At 63.9% G+C, this 17,013-nt stretch carries 13 protein-coding genes and 4 tRNA genes; 6 read left to right on the plus strand and 11 right to left on the minus strand.

The window, feature by feature from the left end; genetic code table 11:
• Positions 1–114: 114 nt before the first annotated feature.
• From V6F88_RS27225 to egtD, 3 genes are all read right to left on the minus strand, one after another.
• Positions 115–191, minus strand: a tRNA-Met gene (locus V6F88_RS27225).
• Positions 192–330: 139 nt separating this feature from the next.
• Complete coding sequence (gene egtB / locus V6F88_RS27230) at positions 331–1,647, minus strand: ergothioneine biosynthesis protein EgtB (protein WP_332613435.1); 1,317 nt, start codon at positions 1,645–1,647, stop codon at positions 331–333.
• A 35-nt stretch (positions 1,648–1,682) separates the two neighbouring features.
• Positions 1,683–2,660, minus strand: coding sequence for an L-histidine N(alpha)-methyltransferase (egtD, locus tag V6F88_RS27235; RefSeq protein WP_332613436.1), 978 nt, complete (start codon positions 2,658–2,660; stop codon positions 1,683–1,685).
• A gap of 343 nt (positions 2,661–3,003) precedes the next feature.
• Between egtD and V6F88_RS27240 the strand changes: the two genes are divergently transcribed.
• Together V6F88_RS27240 and V6F88_RS27245 are read left to right on the plus strand one after the other, a co-directional pair.
• Positions 3,004–3,336: a DUF883 family protein gene (locus V6F88_RS27240; protein ID WP_046805506.1), complete on the plus strand. Its 333-nt coding sequence runs from the start codon at positions 3,004–3,006 to the stop codon at positions 3,334–3,336.
• 12 nt (positions 3,337–3,348) lie between these two features.
• Positions 3,349–4,914, plus strand: coding sequence for a phospholipase D-like domain-containing protein (locus tag V6F88_RS27245; RefSeq protein WP_332613437.1), 1,566 nt, complete (start codon positions 3,349–3,351; stop codon positions 4,912–4,914).
• Between the two features lie 47 nt (positions 4,915–4,961).
• Here V6F88_RS27245 and V6F88_RS27250 read toward each other — a convergent pair whose 3' ends face one another.
• The 5 genes from V6F88_RS27250 to V6F88_RS27270 all read right to left on the minus strand — a co-directional run bounded on the left by V6F88_RS27250 (position 4,962) and on the right by V6F88_RS27270 (position 11,276).
• Positions 4,962–6,602: an FMN-binding glutamate synthase family protein gene (locus V6F88_RS27250; RefSeq protein WP_332613438.1), complete on the minus strand. Its 1,641-nt coding sequence runs from the start codon at positions 6,600–6,602 to the stop codon at positions 4,962–4,964.
• Positions 6,603–6,717: 115 nt separating this feature from the next.
• Entirely contained in the window at positions 6,718–7,941 is a 1,224-nt protein-coding gene (locus tag V6F88_RS27255) for a YeeE/YedE family protein (protein WP_332613439.1), read from the minus strand.
• Between the two features lie 163 nt (positions 7,942–8,104).
• On the minus strand, positions 8,105–9,385 hold the full coding sequence (locus V6F88_RS27260; protein ID WP_332613440.1) for an arsenic transporter: 1,281 nt from the start codon (positions 9,383–9,385) through the stop codon (positions 8,105–8,107).
• A 9-nt stretch (positions 9,386–9,394) separates the two neighbouring features.
• Positions 9,395–10,339: an AEC family transporter gene (locus V6F88_RS27265; protein WP_332613441.1), complete on the minus strand. Its 945-nt coding sequence runs from the start codon at positions 10,337–10,339 to the stop codon at positions 9,395–9,397.
• 40 nt (positions 10,340–10,379) lie between these two features.
• On the minus strand, positions 10,380–11,276 hold the full coding sequence (locus V6F88_RS27270) for a DMT family transporter (protein ID WP_332613442.1): 897 nt from the start codon (positions 11,274–11,276) through the stop codon (positions 10,380–10,382).
• Between the two features lie 120 nt (positions 11,277–11,396).
• On the opposite strand from V6F88_RS27270, the gene V6F88_RS27275 reads away from it, so the two are divergent.
• Entirely contained in the window at positions 11,397–11,840 is a 444-nt protein-coding gene (locus tag V6F88_RS27275) for a GNAT family N-acetyltransferase (protein ID WP_046805555.1), read from the plus strand.
• Between the two features lie 124 nt (positions 11,841–11,964).
• Here V6F88_RS27275 and V6F88_RS27280 read toward each other — a convergent pair.
• A tRNA-Leu gene (locus V6F88_RS27280) sits at positions 11,965–12,049 on the minus strand.
• 161 nt (positions 12,050–12,210) lie between these two features.
• Between V6F88_RS27280 and V6F88_RS27285 the strand changes: the two genes are divergently transcribed.
• Positions 12,211–12,822, plus strand: a complete 612-nt coding sequence (locus tag V6F88_RS27285) for a tRNA-uridine aminocarboxypropyltransferase (RefSeq protein ID WP_332613443.1) — start codon at positions 12,211–12,213, stop codon at positions 12,820–12,822.
• A gap of 256 nt (positions 12,823–13,078) precedes the next feature.
• On the opposite strand, the gene V6F88_RS27290 is transcribed toward V6F88_RS27285, so the two are convergent.
• Together V6F88_RS27290 and V6F88_RS27295 are read right to left on the minus strand one after the other, a co-directional pair.
• A tRNA-Leu gene (locus V6F88_RS27290) sits at positions 13,079–13,163 on the minus strand.
• A gap of 131 nt (positions 13,164–13,294) precedes the next feature.
• Positions 13,295–13,379: transfer RNA gene (locus tag V6F88_RS27295), tRNA-Leu, on the minus strand.
• A 287-nt stretch (positions 13,380–13,666) separates the two neighbouring features.
• On the opposite strand from V6F88_RS27295, the gene rnr reads away from it, so the two are divergent.
• Together rnr and rlmB are read left to right on the plus strand one after the other, a co-directional pair.
• Positions 13,667–16,132, plus strand: a complete 2,466-nt coding sequence (gene rnr, locus V6F88_RS27300) for a ribonuclease R (RefSeq protein WP_046805501.1) — start codon at positions 13,667–13,669, stop codon at positions 16,130–16,132.
• Between the two features lie 141 nt (positions 16,133–16,273).
• Positions 16,274–17,011: a 23S rRNA (guanosine(2251)-2'-O)-methyltransferase RlmB gene (gene rlmB, locus V6F88_RS27305; protein ID WP_046805500.1), complete on the plus strand. Its 738-nt coding sequence runs from the start codon at positions 16,274–16,276 to the stop codon at positions 17,009–17,011.
• Positions 17,012–17,013 lie beyond the last annotated feature (2 nt).

Genomic DNA, 17,013 nt, shown 5'->3' on the forward strand with positions numbered 1-17,013 from the left:
CCCCCGCCCCATACCCATACCCATACCCATACCCATACCCATACCCATACCCATACCCATACCCATACCCGCAATGCAAAAGGCCCTCACCGAAGTGAGGGCCTTTTTAAATTCTGGTGGCGCATCCCTGATTCGAACAGGGGACCTGCGGATTATGATTCCGTCGCTCTAACCGGCTGAGCTAATGCGCCAACTTCTTTCCTGCTTTCTTCGCTTTTCAGTGCCCGGTTTGTTTCCAAATCCGTGTCGCTGATCAACGAAGAACGAAATTCTAGCATAAAACTTTTTTCGCGTGCAAGCGGGCGGCAAGCTAAACATCAGCAACTCGCGTCACGCATCCCTCGCCAGCCGAATGCCCGAAAATTGCCAGCGTGCTTCCGGTGGAAAAAAGTTGCGGTAGCTGGCCCGGACATGGTCGCGTGGCGTCACGCACGAGCCGCCGCGCAACACGTATTGGTTGCACATGAACTTGCCGTTGTATTCGCCGACCGCGCCCGCATCGGGCTTGTAGCCGGGATAGGCGTCGTACGAACTTGCCGTCCATTCCCAGGTGTCGCCAAAGAGCTGAACCGGTCCGCCGGACGCATTGCGGGCGGGGGCGGGACGCGGGTCCAGGTGGCCGTTTTCCAGCATGTTGGCGCGGCCCGGAAATACCGGGTCGGTTTGCTGGCGCGCGGCGTGTTCCCATTCCGCTTCGCGCGGCAGGCGCACGCGGGCCCAGCGCGCATAGGCGTCGGCTTCGTAATAGCTGACGTGCGTGACGGGCGCCTGCAATTCCACTTCCCGCAGGCCGCGTAGCGTGAAGACCTGCCAGTCGTCGCGTTGGCCTTGCCAGTAAAGTGGTGCGCGCCAGCCCTCGGCGCACACGCGGTCCCAACCGGCCGATAGCCACAATTCGGGCCGCTTGTAGCCGCCGTCGCGGATGAATTCCAGGAACTCGTGTTGGGTGACCAGGCGGTCGGCCAGGTAGTAAGGCCCCAACAAGACTTCATGCGCCGGGCCTTCGTTATCAAAACCGAAACCTCGGCCGTCGTGGCCAATGCGCGTGATGCCACCGCCATAGCGTGTCCAACCGGCCGGCGTGGCCGGTGGCAGTGCGGGCGAGCCCGGCGCCACGTACGCGGGCTTGAGCGGGTTGAAGGACAGCATGTGTTTCAGGTCCGTCAGGATCAGTTCCTGATGTTGCTGTTCATGGTTCAAGCCCAGGTCAAGCAGCGCATCAAACGCCGGGTCATTGCCGCCCAGCCGCGAGATCAGGTCGTGCATGGCCGCATCGACATGCTGGCGATATTGCTGGACTTCGGACAGGCCTGGGCGCGACAGCAGCCCCCGCTGCGGTCGCGGATGCTTGGCGCCGATGGCGTTGTAGTAGGAATTGAACAGCATCCGGTACTGCGGGTGAAACACGCTGTAGGCCGGGTGGAAATGCGTTAGCAGAAAGGTCTCGAAGAACCACGTGGTATGCGCCAGGTGCCACTTGACGGGGCTACAGTCCGGCATGGACTGCACCTGGCAGTCTTCAGGGCTGAGCGGCGCCGCAAGCGCGGTGCTGGTGGACCGCACCGCGTCGTAGCGGTCATGCTGGCCGGCCTGCCCGCTTGCGTAGGGTCCGGTGGCGGGGTGAGTCAGCAGGCAGGCAGGTTCCATGGCGATCCTCCAGTGGCGTTGATGAACTGCCCGCGTCATGCACGGGCGCTGAAAACCGAAAACCAGCCGCGCGAATCCGACCAGTGGGCAATGTCGCCAAAGCCCGCGCGTTGCAGCAGGTCCGAGAACGCTTGCGGCGTGAATTTGTAGGAATTTTCGGTGTGGATGCGTTCACCCGCCCGAAATTCGCGCTGACCGCCGGGCCATGACACACGCACCGCGCGTAGCGCTTCCAGATGCATTTCCACACGGGACCGGGCGCTGTTGAACAAGGCGACGTGGCGCCAATCGGCCACGTCGAAATCGCTGTCCAGCACGCTGTTCACATGCCGCAGCAAATTAAGGTTGAACGCCGCGGTCAAGTGCAGCGCATCGTCATAAGCGGGCTCAAGCACCTGCTTGGGCTTGACCCGGTCCACGCCCACCAGCAGTCCGCCGCCGGCGCATTGCGCCCGGATGCGCTTGAGCATGGCAAGCGCATCATCGGGATTCAGGTTGCCGATGCTGGAACCGGGATAGAAGAACAGGCGCTGCGCTGCGGGAACGCCCGCCGGTAGCGCAAGAATTTGTGAAAAATCCTGGCCGACCGGGGTCACCTCCAGGTCGGGGTACGACAAGCACAGGCGTTCCACGGCGGCTTGAAGATAGTCGGCCGAGATATCGATGGGGATGTAGTGCTTGGGGCGCAAGCGCGCGAACAGGCGCTCGGCCTTGACGCAATCGCCCGCGCCCAGGTCGATCATTGATTGCACCGGCCCGATGTGGCGGGCGATGTCCTGCGCGTGATGTTGAAAAATCTCGGCTTCGCAGCGCGTCGGGTAGTACTCGGGCAGTTGGGTAATGGCCGTGAACAGCGACGAGCCCAGCGCGTCGTACAGAAACTTGGGATCGATATGCGCCGGATCGTCCAGCAGGCCGTCCCGCAGCTCTGCCTGTTCGGAACGGGTGGGCTGGGCCTCGTGCGCCACGAAAGACGGCGCTACGGGGGCAAGCATTGCGGAAGGGGAAACCATGCGTTCATTCCTTTTTTGAGGCAGTTGAAGCGCATTGCAAGGGGGTTATTGTGGCGGCCAGGGGGGCTGCGGTGTCAAGCGCTAAGCCGCTGAATGCAATGGACTTTTACGAAATCGAAGCAGCGGGCCGAATCGGGGATGCCGCATGCCCGGCGCTTCGCGGTAGCCCTACAGCAAGTTTCGGGCCGCTGAAATATCGGATTACGGCTGGTTGCGAAAGCTGGAGCGGCGACGCGAAATGATCGGCACAATGGGGACATGGTCAACGGGGTGGCGTCGTTGACGTTGCGACAACGCGGCGTAGCCTTCCACCCTTGCGACCCCAATCTTCAAAGGAGCGACTATGAATCGAAAGCACCAACGCGCCGAGATGGCTCTGCACCGTGACCGGGTCAACGATAGCTTCCGCGATCTGCTCTCTGGAACCGAGGACCTCTTGCGTTCGACGGCTTCTTATACGGGCTCCGAGATTGAATCCGCCCGTGCTCGGCTGAAGTCGCAACTTGCCGAAGCCCGCCACCATGCGGGTGACTGGGAAGGCGCTGCACGCGAACGTGCTTATCGCGCCAAGGCGTACGCCGATGAATACGTGCACGAGCACGCCTGGAAGTCGGTGGGCGTGGCGGCATTGGTAGGCGCCTTGCTGGGCTGCCTGGTGGCCAGCGGCCGGCGTTAAGCCGCGGTCGCCATGAGACCACCACCGGCCTTGGGCCGGGTAGTACGCGCGCCGGGCGCGCCTTCGTGGCTGCCCGGCGCGCGCCGTTGGGCCCACGCATTGGTGCTGGCTTGCGCGGCCACGCTGCTTGCGGCCTGCGCCCGCGTGCCGGACGCCGACGAACGCCAGGCCCGTAAAGAACAGGCTGGGCTGTCGGCCGAAGCGGCGCGCGAAAGTTATCGGCGCGGGCAGGGCATTGTTGCCGACCCCAACACGCCGAAAGACGATTTCCTGGCGCGGCACCTGGCGGTCGAGCAGGCTGTCAGCGGCGCGCCGCTGTCGCCCGGCAACCAAGTGAAATTGCTTGCCGACGGGCCCACCACCTATCAGGCGATGCTGAAGTCCATTGCACAGGCGCGCCGCTATGTGCACATGGAAACCTATATCTTTGAAGACGACGCCGAAGGCGCACGCTTCGCGCAAGCGCTGATCGCCGCGCGCAACCGCGGCGCCGAAGTGTTATTGATGGTCGACGCGGTGGGCACCATCAAGACGCCCGACGCCTTGTTTCAACGCTTGCGCGACGCGGGCGTTCAAGTGGCGGTGTTCAACCCCGTCAACCCGGTGGCCGCGCGCGCGGGGTGGTCGCCAAACCAGCGTAATCACCGCAAGGTGCTGGTGGTGGACGGCAAGGTCGGCTACCTGGGCGGCATCAACGTCAGCAGCGTCTATGAATCGTCGCCCGGGTCCGCCTCGGGCTCCAGCCCCGGGTCGGGCGGCGGGTCCGGTGCCGCTTCGGGTAGCGGATCCAATGGTGGCTCAGGCAGCGGCGCCGGCAAAAAAGAAACCGATGCCAATCCGGACGACGCAAAGCAGGACGGCCCCAAGGCCAAGGGCGACGCCAAGGCCGCGCCATGGCGCGATACGCACCTGCGCATCGAAGGGCCGGCCGTGGCTCAGTTGGAACAGGTGATTCAAGCCGGGTGGGCGTCGCAATCGGATGAACCTATCAAGGGCGGCGGCACGCATGTCGCACCGCCGATGGGATCGACCACCGTGCGCATCCTGGCGAATCAACCTGATCGCAGCGACGGCTATACCGTCTATCTGACGCTGATGTCGGCGTTTGAAAGCGCGCAGAAATCGATCCACATCACGATGGCGTACTTTGTGCCTGACCCGGCCTTCATCGAGGTGTTGTCGGCGGCCGCGCGGCGCGGTGTCGATGTGGTGTTGGTGTTGCCGGGCTTCAGTGATTCGTCGCTGGTCTTTAACGCCGGCCGCTCGCATTACACCGATCTGCTGGAAGCCGGCGTCAAACTCTACGAGCGGCGCGATGCCTTGCTGCATGCCAAGACGGCGGTGGTGGACGGCGTCTGGTCCACGGTGGGGTCCAGCAATATGGACTGGCGCAGTTTTGCGTTGAACTACGAAATCAATGCGGTCGTGCTGGGCCCGGAATTCGCCGGCGAAATGGAAGCGCTGTTCCAGCGCGATGTTGCCGATTCCGTGCCCATCACCAAAGAAACGTGGCGCCGGCGTGGCGTGGACGACCGGTTCATGGAGTTCTTTTCGCGGATGTTCGAACGCTGGCTGTAGCGCCCGCGTTCGAACACTGAGCCGCCCACGCGGTCAGCGCCGCGCGGCTACGCGCGGTGCTCGGCCAACGCCGTGGTGATGTCTTGCGTGGGTTGGAACGATTGCGCCTGGGCCATGGCCCAGCCCACGCGGAACACCTGATGCCGGAACTCGCCTCGCAGCAGTTCACCCGGCGCCAACTCCGGAAACAGTGCCGACAACAAGCGGATTTCGCTGGACGAAATGCGGCGCGCGATGTGATGCGGGCGCAGCTGGCCCGGGTGCGTCAGGCCCGCCGCTGCCAGAAGTTCGGCCAGCGCGTGCAGCGTATTGTGATGGAAGTTGGCCACGCGCTGGGCCTTGTCAGGCACTACCAGCGCACGTTGCCGCAACGGGTCTTGCGTGGTGACGCCGGTGGGGCATTTGCCGGTGTGGCATGCCTGGGCCTGGATGCAGCCAATGGCAAACATGAAGCCGCGAGCCGCATTGCACCAGTCGGCGCCCATGGCCATGACGCGTGCCATGTCGAAGGCCGTAATGATCTTTCCGGATGCGCCGATCTTGATGCGGTCGCGCAGGTTCACGCCGATCAAGGTGTTGTGCACCAGGCGCAACGCTTCGCGCAGCGGCGTGCCCACGTGGTCCACGAATTCGACCGGCGCCGCGCCCGTGCCGCCTTCCGCGCCGTCCACTACGATGAAGTCCGGCGTAATGTCGGTTTCCAGCATGGCCTTGACGATGGCGAACCATTCCCACGGGTGGCCCACGCAGAACTTGAATCCCACCGGTTTGCCGCCGGACAATTCGCGCAGCCGCGCCACGAATTTCATCAAGCCGATAGGCGTGTCGAAAGCCGAATGGCTGGCTGGGGAATTGCAGTCCTGCCACGCGGCCACGCCGCGCGCCTCGGCAATTTCCGGCGTGACCTTGCCGGCGGGCAAGATGCCGCCATGGCCCGGCTTGGCGCCCTGCGACAGCTTGATTTCAATCATCTTCACCTGCGGCGTACAGGCGTTCTTGATGAAGGCTTCTTCGGAAAACGCCCCTTGTTCGTCGCGGCATCCGAAGTAACCCGAGCCAATGTTCCACACCAGGCTGCCACCCGGCTGGCGATGGTAGCGGCTGATTCCGCCTTCGCCGGTGTCATGCGCAAAATCCCCTTGGCGCGCGCCTTCGTTCAAGGCCAGCACCGCATTCGCGGACAGGGCGCCAAAACTCATTGCCGACACGTTGAAGGCGGACATGGAATAGGGCTGCGTGCAGTCCGGGCCGCCCACTGTGACGCGAAAGTCCGTGTCATTGATGTGCGAGGGCGACATGGAATGGTTGATCCATTCGTAGCGGTCGCCGTATACGTCTTCCTGCGTGCCGAAGGGCCGCTTGTCGATTTCGCGCTTGGCGCGCTGATAAACAATGGAACGCTGCGCGCGCGAGAAAGGCGCGGCCTGCGTGTCGTCTTCCAGGAAATACTGGCGGATCTCGGGCCGGATGAACTCGAACAGAAAGCGCAGGTTACCGATCACGGGATAGTTGCGCCGGATGGCGTGGCGCGTCTGGATCAGGTCGTAGACGCCAAGCGCGCCCAGCATCGCCAGCGGAATAGCGGCCCATAGCCACCACAGCGAATCCGTAGCCGCCAGGACGGCGGTGACGGCAGCGCCGGCCAGGGTCAATAAAAAGGCCGTGTAACGGCCAAGCATCCAGCTCATGTTCTCTCCGGGGTGCGCAAGTGACGCCACCATACACCAGCCGGCGCGGCCAAAATAAGAAAAGCCCCCTGAAAAGGGGGCGATTCGTGGAACACAGTTTTTCAGCGGCGGGCTATCAGCAGCTGGATGCCGGTGGCGTTTTCTCGACGGCCAGGCCGAAGGCGGGGCGCAGGCGCACGCCCAGCGCGCTGCCCGCGAAGGCGGCCGGCAGCCACAGCCAGGCATGCAGGCTGCCCGACAGAATGCCGCTGAAGTACGCGCCGATGTTGCAGCCGAAAGCCAGGCGAGCGCCATAGCCCAGCAGCAGGCCGCCGATGATGGCGCCGGCGAGCGAGCGCGCGGGCACCTTCCAGACGGGGGCAAATTTACCGGCGGCGCTGGCGGCCGCCAAGGCGCCAAGCATCAGGCCGATGTCCATCACGGTGGTGACGTCCTGGCGCAACGGCGCGCCCAGCGACGGCTGCTTGCTCCAGTACGTCCAGCTGGCCACATCGCCGCTGACGGCATTCAAGGCTTTGGCGCCCCACAAGGCAAAGGCGGACGTGATGCCCCAGGGGCGGCCGGCCAGCGCCAGCGTGGCGAAGTTCAGCACAACCAGCGCAACGCCGCCCCAGATCAGCGGCCACGGGCCTTGCAGCAGGGAAACGGGGCGCGCGGTGCGCGAAGCGAAGGAAATCACATGGCCGTGGCGACGCTTTTCAAGCGCGGTGGCGCCCCAGGCAATCAATGCAAACACCACCAGGTTGGCCATCAACGCGGGTGCCAGGCCCCAGGTCTTGATCAGCGATGTGGGCGCCAATGCGGGCAGTGTCGACCACCAGCTGAAATTGGCCGTGGCAATGACCGAGCCCACGATGAAGAACAGCAGCGTGACCAGCATGCGCGTGTTGCCGCCGCCCACCGCGAACAGCGTGCCGGACGCACAACCGCCGCCCAGCTGCATGCCGATGCCGAACAGGAACGCGCCCAGCACCACGGACACGCCGGGGGGCGATACGAAGCCCGTGACGGGCTGGCCGAACAGTGTGCCGGCGGCCAGGAACGGGAAGAACAGCAGCACGCCCACGCCCAGCATGAACATTTGTGCGCGCAGGCCCGCGCCGCGTCGGTCGGACACGAACACGCGCCAGGCCTGCGTGAAGCCGAAAGACGCGTGATACAGCGTGACGCCCAGCAACGCGCCGATCATCCACAGCGCACCCTGGCGCCAGCTGACGGTTTGAAGCAGATAGAGCGCGCCGGCCAGCAACAGCAGCAGTGCGACCCACAAGGGCTTGCGGTTGATGTGCAGGGGCGGCAGGGCCGAGGGCAGGGGCAAGGTCGAGGCGTTGGAACTCATGGGGCATCCCGGCGGGATCGAATCGGTTCAAAGCAAACGGGCGCGTGTAGGGGCGCCCGTGGAGATGCTTGAAAGTTTACGGCGGCGCTCTAATGGCTCAAACCATCAATTTATGCTTGAATAATAACTAAAAGTTATTAAGCGCCGCGGGCAAATTTGTGCGCTATTGCAGCCGCCACACCAGCGCGGCCAGCGTGAGCAGCAGCACCGGCAACGTCAGCACAATGCCCACCTTGAAGTAATACCCCCACGTGATCCGCAGCCCTTTGCGCGCCAGCACGTGCAGCCACAGCAGCGTTGCCAGGCTGCCGATCGGGGTGATCTTCGGGCCCAGGTCGCTGCCGATGATGTTGGCGTAGATCATGGCGTCTTTCAGCGGACCCGTGGCGCTGGTGTCCGCAATGGACAGCGCGCCCACCAGCACCGTGGGCAGGTTGTTCATGACCGACGACAGGAACGCGGTGATCAGGCCCGTGCCCATTGCGGCGCCCCACAGCCCGTATTCAGCGCAGCGGTCCAGCACCTGGGCCAGGTGCGCGGTCAGGCCGGCGTTGCGCAGGCCGTACACGACCAGGTACATGCCCAACGAAAAAATCACGATGTGCCAGGGCGCCTCGCGCATGATCTTGCGCGTGCCCACGATGTGCTGGCGGCCGGCGATGACCAGCAGGCCCAGCGCACCGGCCGCAGCGATGGCGCTGACCGGGATGCCCATGGGTTCCAGCACGAAGAAGCCCGCAAGCAACAAGGCCAGCACGATCCAGCCCGCGCGAAAGGTGATGGGGTCGCGAATGGCGGACGCGGGGCTGGGCAATTGGCTGACGTCGTAGCGTGGCGGAATGCTCTTGCGGAAAAACAGCAGCAGCACCACCAGCGTGGAGCCCACGGCCATCAGGTTGACGGGCAGCATCACCGACGCATATTCGCCAAAGCCGATGCCGAAGAAGTCGGCCGACACGATGTTCACCAGATTCGACACAATGAGCGCGATGCTGCCGGTGTCGGCAATGAACCCCGCGGCCATCACAAAGGCCAGTGAGGCGCCCGGCCCGAAGCCCAGCGCAAGCAGCATTTCCATGACGATAGGCGTCAGGATCAGCGCCGCGCCGTCATTAGCGAACAGCGCGGACACCGCGGCGCCCAGCAGCACGATCAACACGAACAGCAGCCGTCCCCGCCCGCCGCCCCAACGCGCGACGTGCAAGGCCGACCATTCGAAGAAGCCGGCTTCGTCCAGGATCAGGCTGGTGACGATGATGGCGATAAAGGTGGCGGTGGCGTTCCAGACGATGCGCCAGACGTCAGCGATATCGGCCAGGTGCACTACGCCCGTGGCCAGCGCCAGGCCGGCGCCGATGACGGCGCTCCAGCCGATGGATAAGCCTTTCGGCTGCCAGATGACCAGGGTGATGGTTAGAACGAAGATGGCGGCGGCAAGCAGCATGACGATCAATCAGGAAATGGGGTGGGCGCTGATCCAGGCGACCAGCAGGCTGACGGTCAGCACGGAGGCTACGGTGGAAACCAGAATGGCGCGCGAAGTCAGGCGGGCATCGCGCCCGTACATCTTGGCCAGCATGAAGGGGCCGGTGCCGATGGGCAGCGCGCTCATCAGCACGGCCGTCCATGCCCACAGCGGCGGCATCGAAAAAACATAAAAGGCCAGCACCGCGGTGACGGCCGGTTGCAGCAGCAGCTTGCCGGTCACCAGGCGCAGCACGCCGGGGCCGGCCGTGGCAGTTTCGGTCTGCGCCAGGAACAGGCCGATGGTGACCAGCGCGCACGGACTGGCGGACGCGCCCAGCAGCGCCACGTAGCGGTCGATGCCTTCGGGCAGGGCCAGGCCGGTGGCGGCCCATGCCAGCCCGAGGATAGGCGCGGCCAGCAAGGGGTTGCGCATCAAGGCACGGCCCACCTTCAACAGCGTGGCGGCGGGGTTGGGGGCTTGTTGCCGGTCGAACTCGATCAGCGCGATGGCAAAGCCGAACAGCACGCTGGCGGTCAGCAGGGTGGTGAAGGCGGCCGGCGCCAGGCTTTCCGCGCCGAACAGCGCCACGCACAACGGAATGCCCATGTAGCCGGCATTCGCATACGACGCGGCCAGGCCTTCGATGCTGCGGTCGGTCAGTGCGCGGCGTCCGCCACGGCCAGGCAGGAAAGACACCAGGAAGGTAACGGCGATGCCGCCCGCGAAGGCGGCGACAAAACCCCAATGCGCCATGTGCGTCAGGTCCACCTGCGTCATTGCGCGAAACAGCAGCGCCGGCAACGACAGGTAGACGACATAGCGGTTCAGCGCGTCGGTGGCGCCGGGCCCCAGCACCTTGCCGCGAGCGGCAAGCCAGCCGGTCAGGATCAGCGCAAAGACCGGCAGGGCGGCGGTAATGACGGCGTTCATCGGTGGGGTGTGGGTGGCGGGGGCAGGCGCGGGAAGGCGCTCATTCTACTTGGCGCGCGCGCGGGCTGCGGGTGACCAGCAGGATGCCCAATGCGGCCAGCGCCATGCCGGGCCACGCCAATACGGGTATCGGTTCGCCCAGGGCTAGCAACGCAAAAACGGCGGTGCAGGGCGGCACCATGAAGAAAAGGGCGGACACGCGGGACGCTTCGCCGTGGCGGATCATGGTCAACAACAAGGTGATGGCGACCAGCGAATTGCCCACCACCAGATAAGCCAACGCGGCAAGCAGCGGACCGGTCCATTCGATGCGCATGGGTTCCAGCCAGAACGCCAGCGGCGCGGTCACCGCCAGGCCGACGGCGTATTGCAGCAGGTTGGACGTGACCGGATGCGTGGCCACGCCAAAACGCTTTTCGTAAAGCGTGCCGCTGGTAATGCAAAGCAGCGCGCCCACGGCGAACAGCAGCCCAAGTGGCGCCAGCACGTCGATGGACGCCTTGGCCATGATTACCAGCACCGCGCCCGCCACGCCCAGCCCCAGGCCCGCCCAGCGCCGCGCATCGACGCGCTCGTGAGCGATCAACGGGGCCAGCAGGCCGATCAAAATGGGTTGCAATGACGCGATCAGGGCCAGCCCGCCGGCCGACATGCCCAATTTCAGCGATAGATAGGTGCAGCAAAAATAGCCGGCTTGCAGCAGCAGGCCCACCATCGCCAGATGCCCCCAGGCGCGCGCCCCGCGGGGCAGCGCCGGGCGCAGCACCAGCATGAACGGAGCCAGAATCACCACCACGCAGGCGTAGCGCACGGCCAGGAACGTCAGCGGGTCGGCATAGGCCAGACCAATTTTCAACACGACGAAACCGCTGGACCACAACAACAGAAAAAGCGCGGGCGCGGCTTTCAACCAGGTCGGGGCGGCGGCGGGTGTCATGTTGGATGCGGGCAACGGGGGCAAGCCGCGATCGTACCCCTTTTCGTCCCGGTATCATCCCCTGTTGAGAATGCGGCGTAGGATATTTCCTGTTGATTGCCGCTCGCGAGGGAAATGAAGATGTCGACCCAAAAAAAATCAGCGGTGCGTATTGCGTTGGGCACCTGGGACCGGCTGCGCGAAGACGCCAGTGCGGTTCGCTACGAGGTATTTGTCGTCGAGCAAAAGGTGCCGCCCGAGGTCGAACTGGATGACGACGACGCGCTATCGGTGCACGCCGTGGCGTATGGGCCGGACGGCACGCCCATGGGCACGGGGCGCTTGTTGCCCGACGGGCACATCGGCCGCATGGCCGTGCAGAAGCGGGCGCGGGGCATGGGCGTGGGCGGGCTGTTGCTGGACGCCCTGATCGAACAGGGCCATGGCGATGGGCATCGCATGCTGGTGCTGCATGCGCAGACCCACGCCGCCGGCTTCTATCAGGCGCACGGCTTTGTCGTCGAGGGCGAAGAGTTCGTCGAAGCCGGAATTCCGCACGTGGTGATGACGCGCGAGCTGAAGTAGGGCGGTGCGTAGTGCAATGGCTGATGCGGCGATAACGGCCGCATGCAAAAGAAAAAACCCCGGTCGTTTTCACGATCGGGGTTTTTCTTGGCGCATCACGACAGGTACCTCGTGATGTAATAATTGGTGCCCAGGAGAGGACTCGAACCTCCACACCTTGCGGCACACGGACCTGAACCGTGCGCGTCTACCAATTCCGCCACCTGGGCGCTGGTGCTTCACTTGTTGCGTCGCTTGCGCGTCGTTTCTTGTTCAGCAGCAGAGAAGCGAGATTATGCACACTTTCTTTTGTGCGTGCAAGCCGGTGCCGTGCCTTTTTTTGATTTTTTCGCACGCCTTGCGCGGCCGGCTTTCGCTATAGTGTCGCCCCATGTCACGTACCCTTTGCACGCGCTGCCTGCGTCCGGAATCCCATTGCCTGTGCGCGCTGATCCCTTCCTTGTCATGCCGCACCCGCGTCGTGGTGCTTCAGCATCCAAGCGAAGCACGCCATGCCTTGAACACGGCCCGGCTGGCCGTGCTGGGCTTGACCGGAGCGCGCCGCGTGGTGGGGGAACGTTTTACCGCCAGCGATTGGGCCGAGCCCGGCTATACGCCGCGCCTATTGTTTCCGGGGCCTGCCGCAGACGTGCTGACTCCTGGTTATGGGCGTGGCCTGGACCAGCCGATTCAGTTGATCGTGCCCGACGGCACGTGGGGGCACGCGCGCAAGCTGCTGCATATCAACCCCGACCTGGCTGCGCTGCCGCGCGTGATGTTGCCCGCCGGCCTGGTGACGCGCTATCGCGTGCGCCACGCCGATATCGCCGGGGCGCTGTCCACCATCGAAGCCGTCACGCACGCCTTGAACGCCATTGAGGCGCCCATGAACGTCGACGCATTGCTGCGTCCCTTCGAGGCGTTGATCGACGGACAGATCGAGGGCATGGGTGAAGACCTGTATGCGCGCCATCACTTGCAGCGCAAGGTGCCGTGGCGCTAAGCCGGCGCGTATGAAAAGGGAAGGCGATTAATACCGCGAAGCCGGCATATCGGCGTGGCGATTAACGAGATAACCCCCGCCACGTCGACGAGCAAAGACATAAAGCCGAAACGAAAATGAAATAGCGGGCGTGCCGTTAAATCCGCAACAGGCAAATACACCGGCAGCAAAGCAAAAGCCCCGAATATCTTCCGATGTTCGGGGCTTTCTGTCTTGCTATCGAATCCGCGCAAAGCGGCTTCGTCATCTATGCGGGTGGTGCCCAGGAGAGGACTCGAACCTCCACACCTTTCGGCACACGGACCTGAACCGTGCGCGTCTACCAATTCCGCCACCTGGGCACTGTAAGAGCCATGAGCTCTAGCAGGTTTACTGCAAGTACTGCTGATACTGCTTTGGCAGTCTTTACTGCCTTTTTACTATCCGACTTGTTCGCGACCGTAGTCGGCAAGCAAGTCCGATTTAAATTCCGTGGTGCCCAGGAGAGGACTCGAACCTCCACACCTTGCGGCACACGGACCTGAACCGTGCGCGTCTACCAATTCCGCCACCTGGGCACTGAGACATGCTTGTCAGAACACTGTGATACGCTGCCGCTCTAGTTGCATTGTTTTAGCTTGAGGTTTAGGTCTAGGTCTATTAAGCGTGTACGTTGTTTTCAACATACTGACTTAACCTAAACTTAACTAAAACATGCGTCCTGAGCGCACTTGGTTTTACAATGGGTCTTTCGACCTGGGGTTAGCAACCGCTTTGGTTTTCAACCCCTTCTGACCATTTCTGCTTCAGTGTTCAGCCTTGGGCGAACCACAGAAGCTGCGCATTATATACGGAACTTTCAGCTTTGGCAAAACGATCGAATAACGAATCGAAAAACAACAGATCAACACCCTTGCCCGAAGCGCCGCCGGACTTCGATCCCGATGTCCCGTCCCGTGAAGCCATTCTGACCGCGCTGCGAGCCGCGGGTTCGCCGTTGTCTCCGGTGGAACTGGCCGAACGCATGGGCGTTGAGCGAGCCGCGACGATGGTGGGTTTCGAGCGCCGTCTTGGCGCCATGGAACGCGACGGCCAGTTGATGCCCAATCGCAAGGGCGTTTTGTTGCTGGCGACCAAATTGGATTTTGTCGCCGGCAAGGTGCTGGGTCACCGCGACGGTTTCGGTTTCCTGTTGCGTGATGACGGCGGCCCCGACCTGTTCCTGTCGCCGCGCGAAATGCTCAAGGTCCTGCATGGCGACCGCGTGCTGGTCAAGCCCACGGGCGAATACCGTGGCAAGCCGGAAGGCACCATCGTTGAAGTCATTGAACGCCGCACCAATAAGCTGGTGGGGCGTTTTCTGCACGAGCATGGCCTGTCCATCGTCGTGCCCGAAGATCAACGCATCAAGCACGACATCCTGATTCCGCCCAGCGACACCAACGGCGCCCAACATGGGCAGGTGGTTGCGGTTGAAATCATGGAACAGCCCACGCGTCATACGCAGCCGCTGGGCCGCGTGGCCGAGGTGCTGGGCGAAATCGACGACCCCGGCATGGAAATCGAGATCGCCGTGCGCAAGTTCGACGTGCCCGTCGAATTCTCGGAGGCTGCCCGCAAGCAGGCCGCGCGCATTCCCGACACGGTGCGCAAAACCGACTTGAAAGACCGCGTCGACCTGCGCGACGTGCCGCTGATCACCATCGACGGCGAAGACGCACGGGACTTTGACGATGCGGTGTACTGCGAACCCGTCGAGCTTGGCACCGGCCAGCGCAAGCGCCCGGGCTGGCGCCTGTTGGTCGCCATTGCCGACGTCAGCCATTACGTGCGTCCCGGCGATGCCCTGGACGACGATGCCATCGAACGCGGCACCAGCGTGTACTTTCCGCGCCGCGTCATCCCGATGCTGCCCGAATCGCTGTCCAACGGCCTGTGCTCGCTGAACCCCGACGTTGACCGCCTGGTGCTGGTCTGCGACATGGTCATTCCGGCCACGGGTGCCAAGGCCGGCACGGTCACCGCTTACCAGTTCTATAACGCGGTGATGCATTCGCATGCCCGCACCACGTATACGAACATCTGGGCTGCCTTGCAGCAGCCGGGCGGCCCCGCCGCCGCCGCCATGCGCAACGTGATGCCGCATGTGCAGCATCTGTATGAACTGTTCCAGCTGCTGGTGCAAGGCCGCAAGAAGCGCGGCGCGATCGATTTCGACACCGTTGAAACCAAGATCGTCTGCAACGAACTGGGCCGTATCGAACAGATCGTTCCGTCCGTGCGCAACGACGCCCACAAGCTGATCGAAGAATGCATGCTGGCCGCCAACACCTGCGCGGCCGACTTCATGACGCGCAGCAAGCATCCCGGCCTGTACCGCATCCACGAAGGGCCCACGCCGGAACGCCTGCAATCGCTGCGCGAATTCCTGCGCACGATGGGCTTGTCGCTGGGCGGGGGCGATACGCCCACGGCCAAGGACTACGGTGACTTTCTTGACACCGTGCGCGGCCGTCCCGACTACCAGCTGTTGCAGTCGATGTGCCTGCGTTCGATGCAGCAGGCCGTCTACAGCCCTGACAACATGGGCCACTTCGGTTTGGCCTACCCGGGCTACAGCCACTTTACGTCGCCCATTCGCCGCTATCCCGACCTGCTGACCCATCGCGTCATCAAGGCCTTGCTGGCCGGCCAGCGCTATGTGCCCAGCCTGGATGACCACGCGGTCGTCATCGGGCGCACGCAGAAAGAACACGAGCATGCCATCTGGGAAAAGATGGGCCTGGTGTTGTCGGCCACCGAGCGCCGCGCCGACGAAGCATCGCGCGACGTCGAGGCCTGGCTCAAGTGCTGGTTCGTCAAGGAACGCGTGGGCGAAGACTTCAGCGGCACCGTCACCGGCGTGGCCAGCTTCGGTATCTTCGTCACGCTGGATACCTTGCACGTCGAAGGCCTGGTGCACGTGTCGGAGCTGGGCGGCGAGTACTTCCAGTTCAACGATGGGCTGCATGAGTTGCGCGGTGAGCGCACCGGCATGCGCTACCGCCTGACCGACAAGGTCCAGGTGCAGGTGGCGCGCGTCGACCTCGAAGCGCGCCGCATTGAATTCCGCCTGGTGCAGGGCACAAGTTTCGACGCCTTGCGCAAGGCGGCCGCCCGTGGCCCTGACGAGCCGGTGCGCCGCGTGAAGAAGGCGGCAGCCCCCAAGCCGGCCGCGCTGAAAGGCCAGACCGCCAAGGAACGCCGCGCCGACGCCAAGAAGGCCGGCAAGCCGCCCCGTGCGTCCAAGCGCGCATCGCCCGCCAAGAAGGCGACGCATAAGCGTCATTGACACGCGCTTTGTGACGCCTTTATGGCCCGCCCGCTGTAGGGCGGCGGGGCCATAAGGGGTAACATTGCGCAGATGGCCGGCTTGGTCCGGTGGCCCGCCCCCTCTGGGGCGGGTATTCGTTTATCTAAAGGTATTGCATCTATGGCGTCGACCCAAGTTCTAGCCGGGTTTCACGCGGTTGTCGCGCGGCTGCGCCACGCGCCCGACTCAATCAAGGAAATCTACGTCGAGGCCTCGCGCCGCGACAAGCGCATGCAGACGTTCATCGAGCAGGCCGAGAAGGCGGGGCGCCGCGTGCATCCCGTGCCGATGGAACGCCTGGATGGTCTATCGCGTGGTACGCGTCACCAAGGCGTGGTTGCCCTGGCCGACGAGCGCCAGCTGGCGGTGGACGTGGACGAGGTGCTTGACGTTATCGAGGGCCCGCCGCTGCTGCTGATCCTGGACGGCGTGACCGACCCCCACAATCTGGGCGCCTGCCTGCGCACCGCCGATGCGGCGGGCGTGCATGCCGTGATTGCCCCGCGTGACCGCGCCGTCGGCTTGAACGCTACCGTGCAGCGCGTGGCGTGCGGCGCGGCGGATACCGTGCCCTATCTGATGGTCACGAACCTGGCGCGCACCATGCGCAGCCTGAAGGATCGCGGCGTGTGGCTGGTGGGTACCGACGACCAGGCCACCGACAGCATGCACAAGATTGACGCCCGCCAGCCGATGGCGTGGGTCATGGGCGCCGAAGGCGAGGGCATGCGACGCCTGACCCGCGAAACCTGCGACCAACTCGTCAACATTCCCATGTTGGGTTCGGTCGAAAGCCTGAACGTCAGCGTGGCCAGCGCGGTCTGCCTGTACGAAACCGTGCGCCAGCGCCAAGCCTGACC

It is taken from the genome of Achromobacter sp. ESBL13 (genome assembly GCF_036668755.1).
GTDB lineage: Bacteria > Pseudomonadota > Gammaproteobacteria > Burkholderiales > Burkholderiaceae_B > Achromobacter.

Excerpts from the sequence above, each read along its gene's own strand:
- egtB (WP_332613435.1), bottom strand. The coding sequence starts at position 1,647 with ATGGAACCTGCCTGCCTGCTGACTCACCCCGCCACCGGACCCTACGCA.
- egtD (WP_332613436.1), bottom strand. The coding sequence starts at position 2,660 with ATGGTTTCCCCTTCCGCAATGCTTGCCCCCGTAGCGCCGTCTTTCGTG.
- V6F88_RS27240 (WP_046805506.1), top strand. The coding sequence starts at position 3,004 with ATGAATCGAAAGCACCAACGCGCCGAGATGGCTCTGCACCGTGACCGG.
- V6F88_RS27245 (WP_332613437.1), top strand. The coding sequence starts at position 3,349 with ATGAGACCACCACCGGCCTTGGGCCGGGTAGTACGCGCGCCGGGCGCG.
- V6F88_RS27250 (WP_332613438.1), bottom strand. The coding sequence starts at position 6,602 with ATGAGCTGGATGCTTGGCCGTTACACGGCCTTTTTATTGACCCTGGCC.
- V6F88_RS27255 (WP_332613439.1), bottom strand. The coding sequence starts at position 7,941 with ATGAGTTCCAACGCCTCGACCTTGCCCCTGCCCTCGGCCCTGCCGCCC.
- V6F88_RS27260 (WP_332613440.1), bottom strand. The coding sequence starts at position 9,385 with ATGCTGCTTGCCGCCGCCATCTTCGTTCTAACCATCACCCTGGTCATC.
- V6F88_RS27265 (WP_332613441.1), bottom strand. The coding sequence starts at position 10,339 with ATGAACGCCGTCATTACCGCCGCCCTGCCGGTCTTTGCGCTGATCCTG.
- V6F88_RS27270 (WP_332613442.1), bottom strand. The coding sequence starts at position 11,276 with ATGACACCCGCCGCCGCCCCGACCTGGTTGAAAGCCGCGCCCGCGCTT.
- V6F88_RS27275 (WP_046805555.1), top strand. The coding sequence starts at position 11,397 with ATGTCGACCCAAAAAAAATCAGCGGTGCGTATTGCGTTGGGCACCTGG.
- V6F88_RS27285 (WP_332613443.1), top strand. The coding sequence starts at position 12,211 with ATGTCACGTACCCTTTGCACGCGCTGCCTGCGTCCGGAATCCCATTGC.
- rlmB (WP_046805500.1), top strand. The coding sequence starts at position 16,274 with ATGGCGTCGACCCAAGTTCTAGCCGGGTTTCACGCGGTTGTCGCGCGG.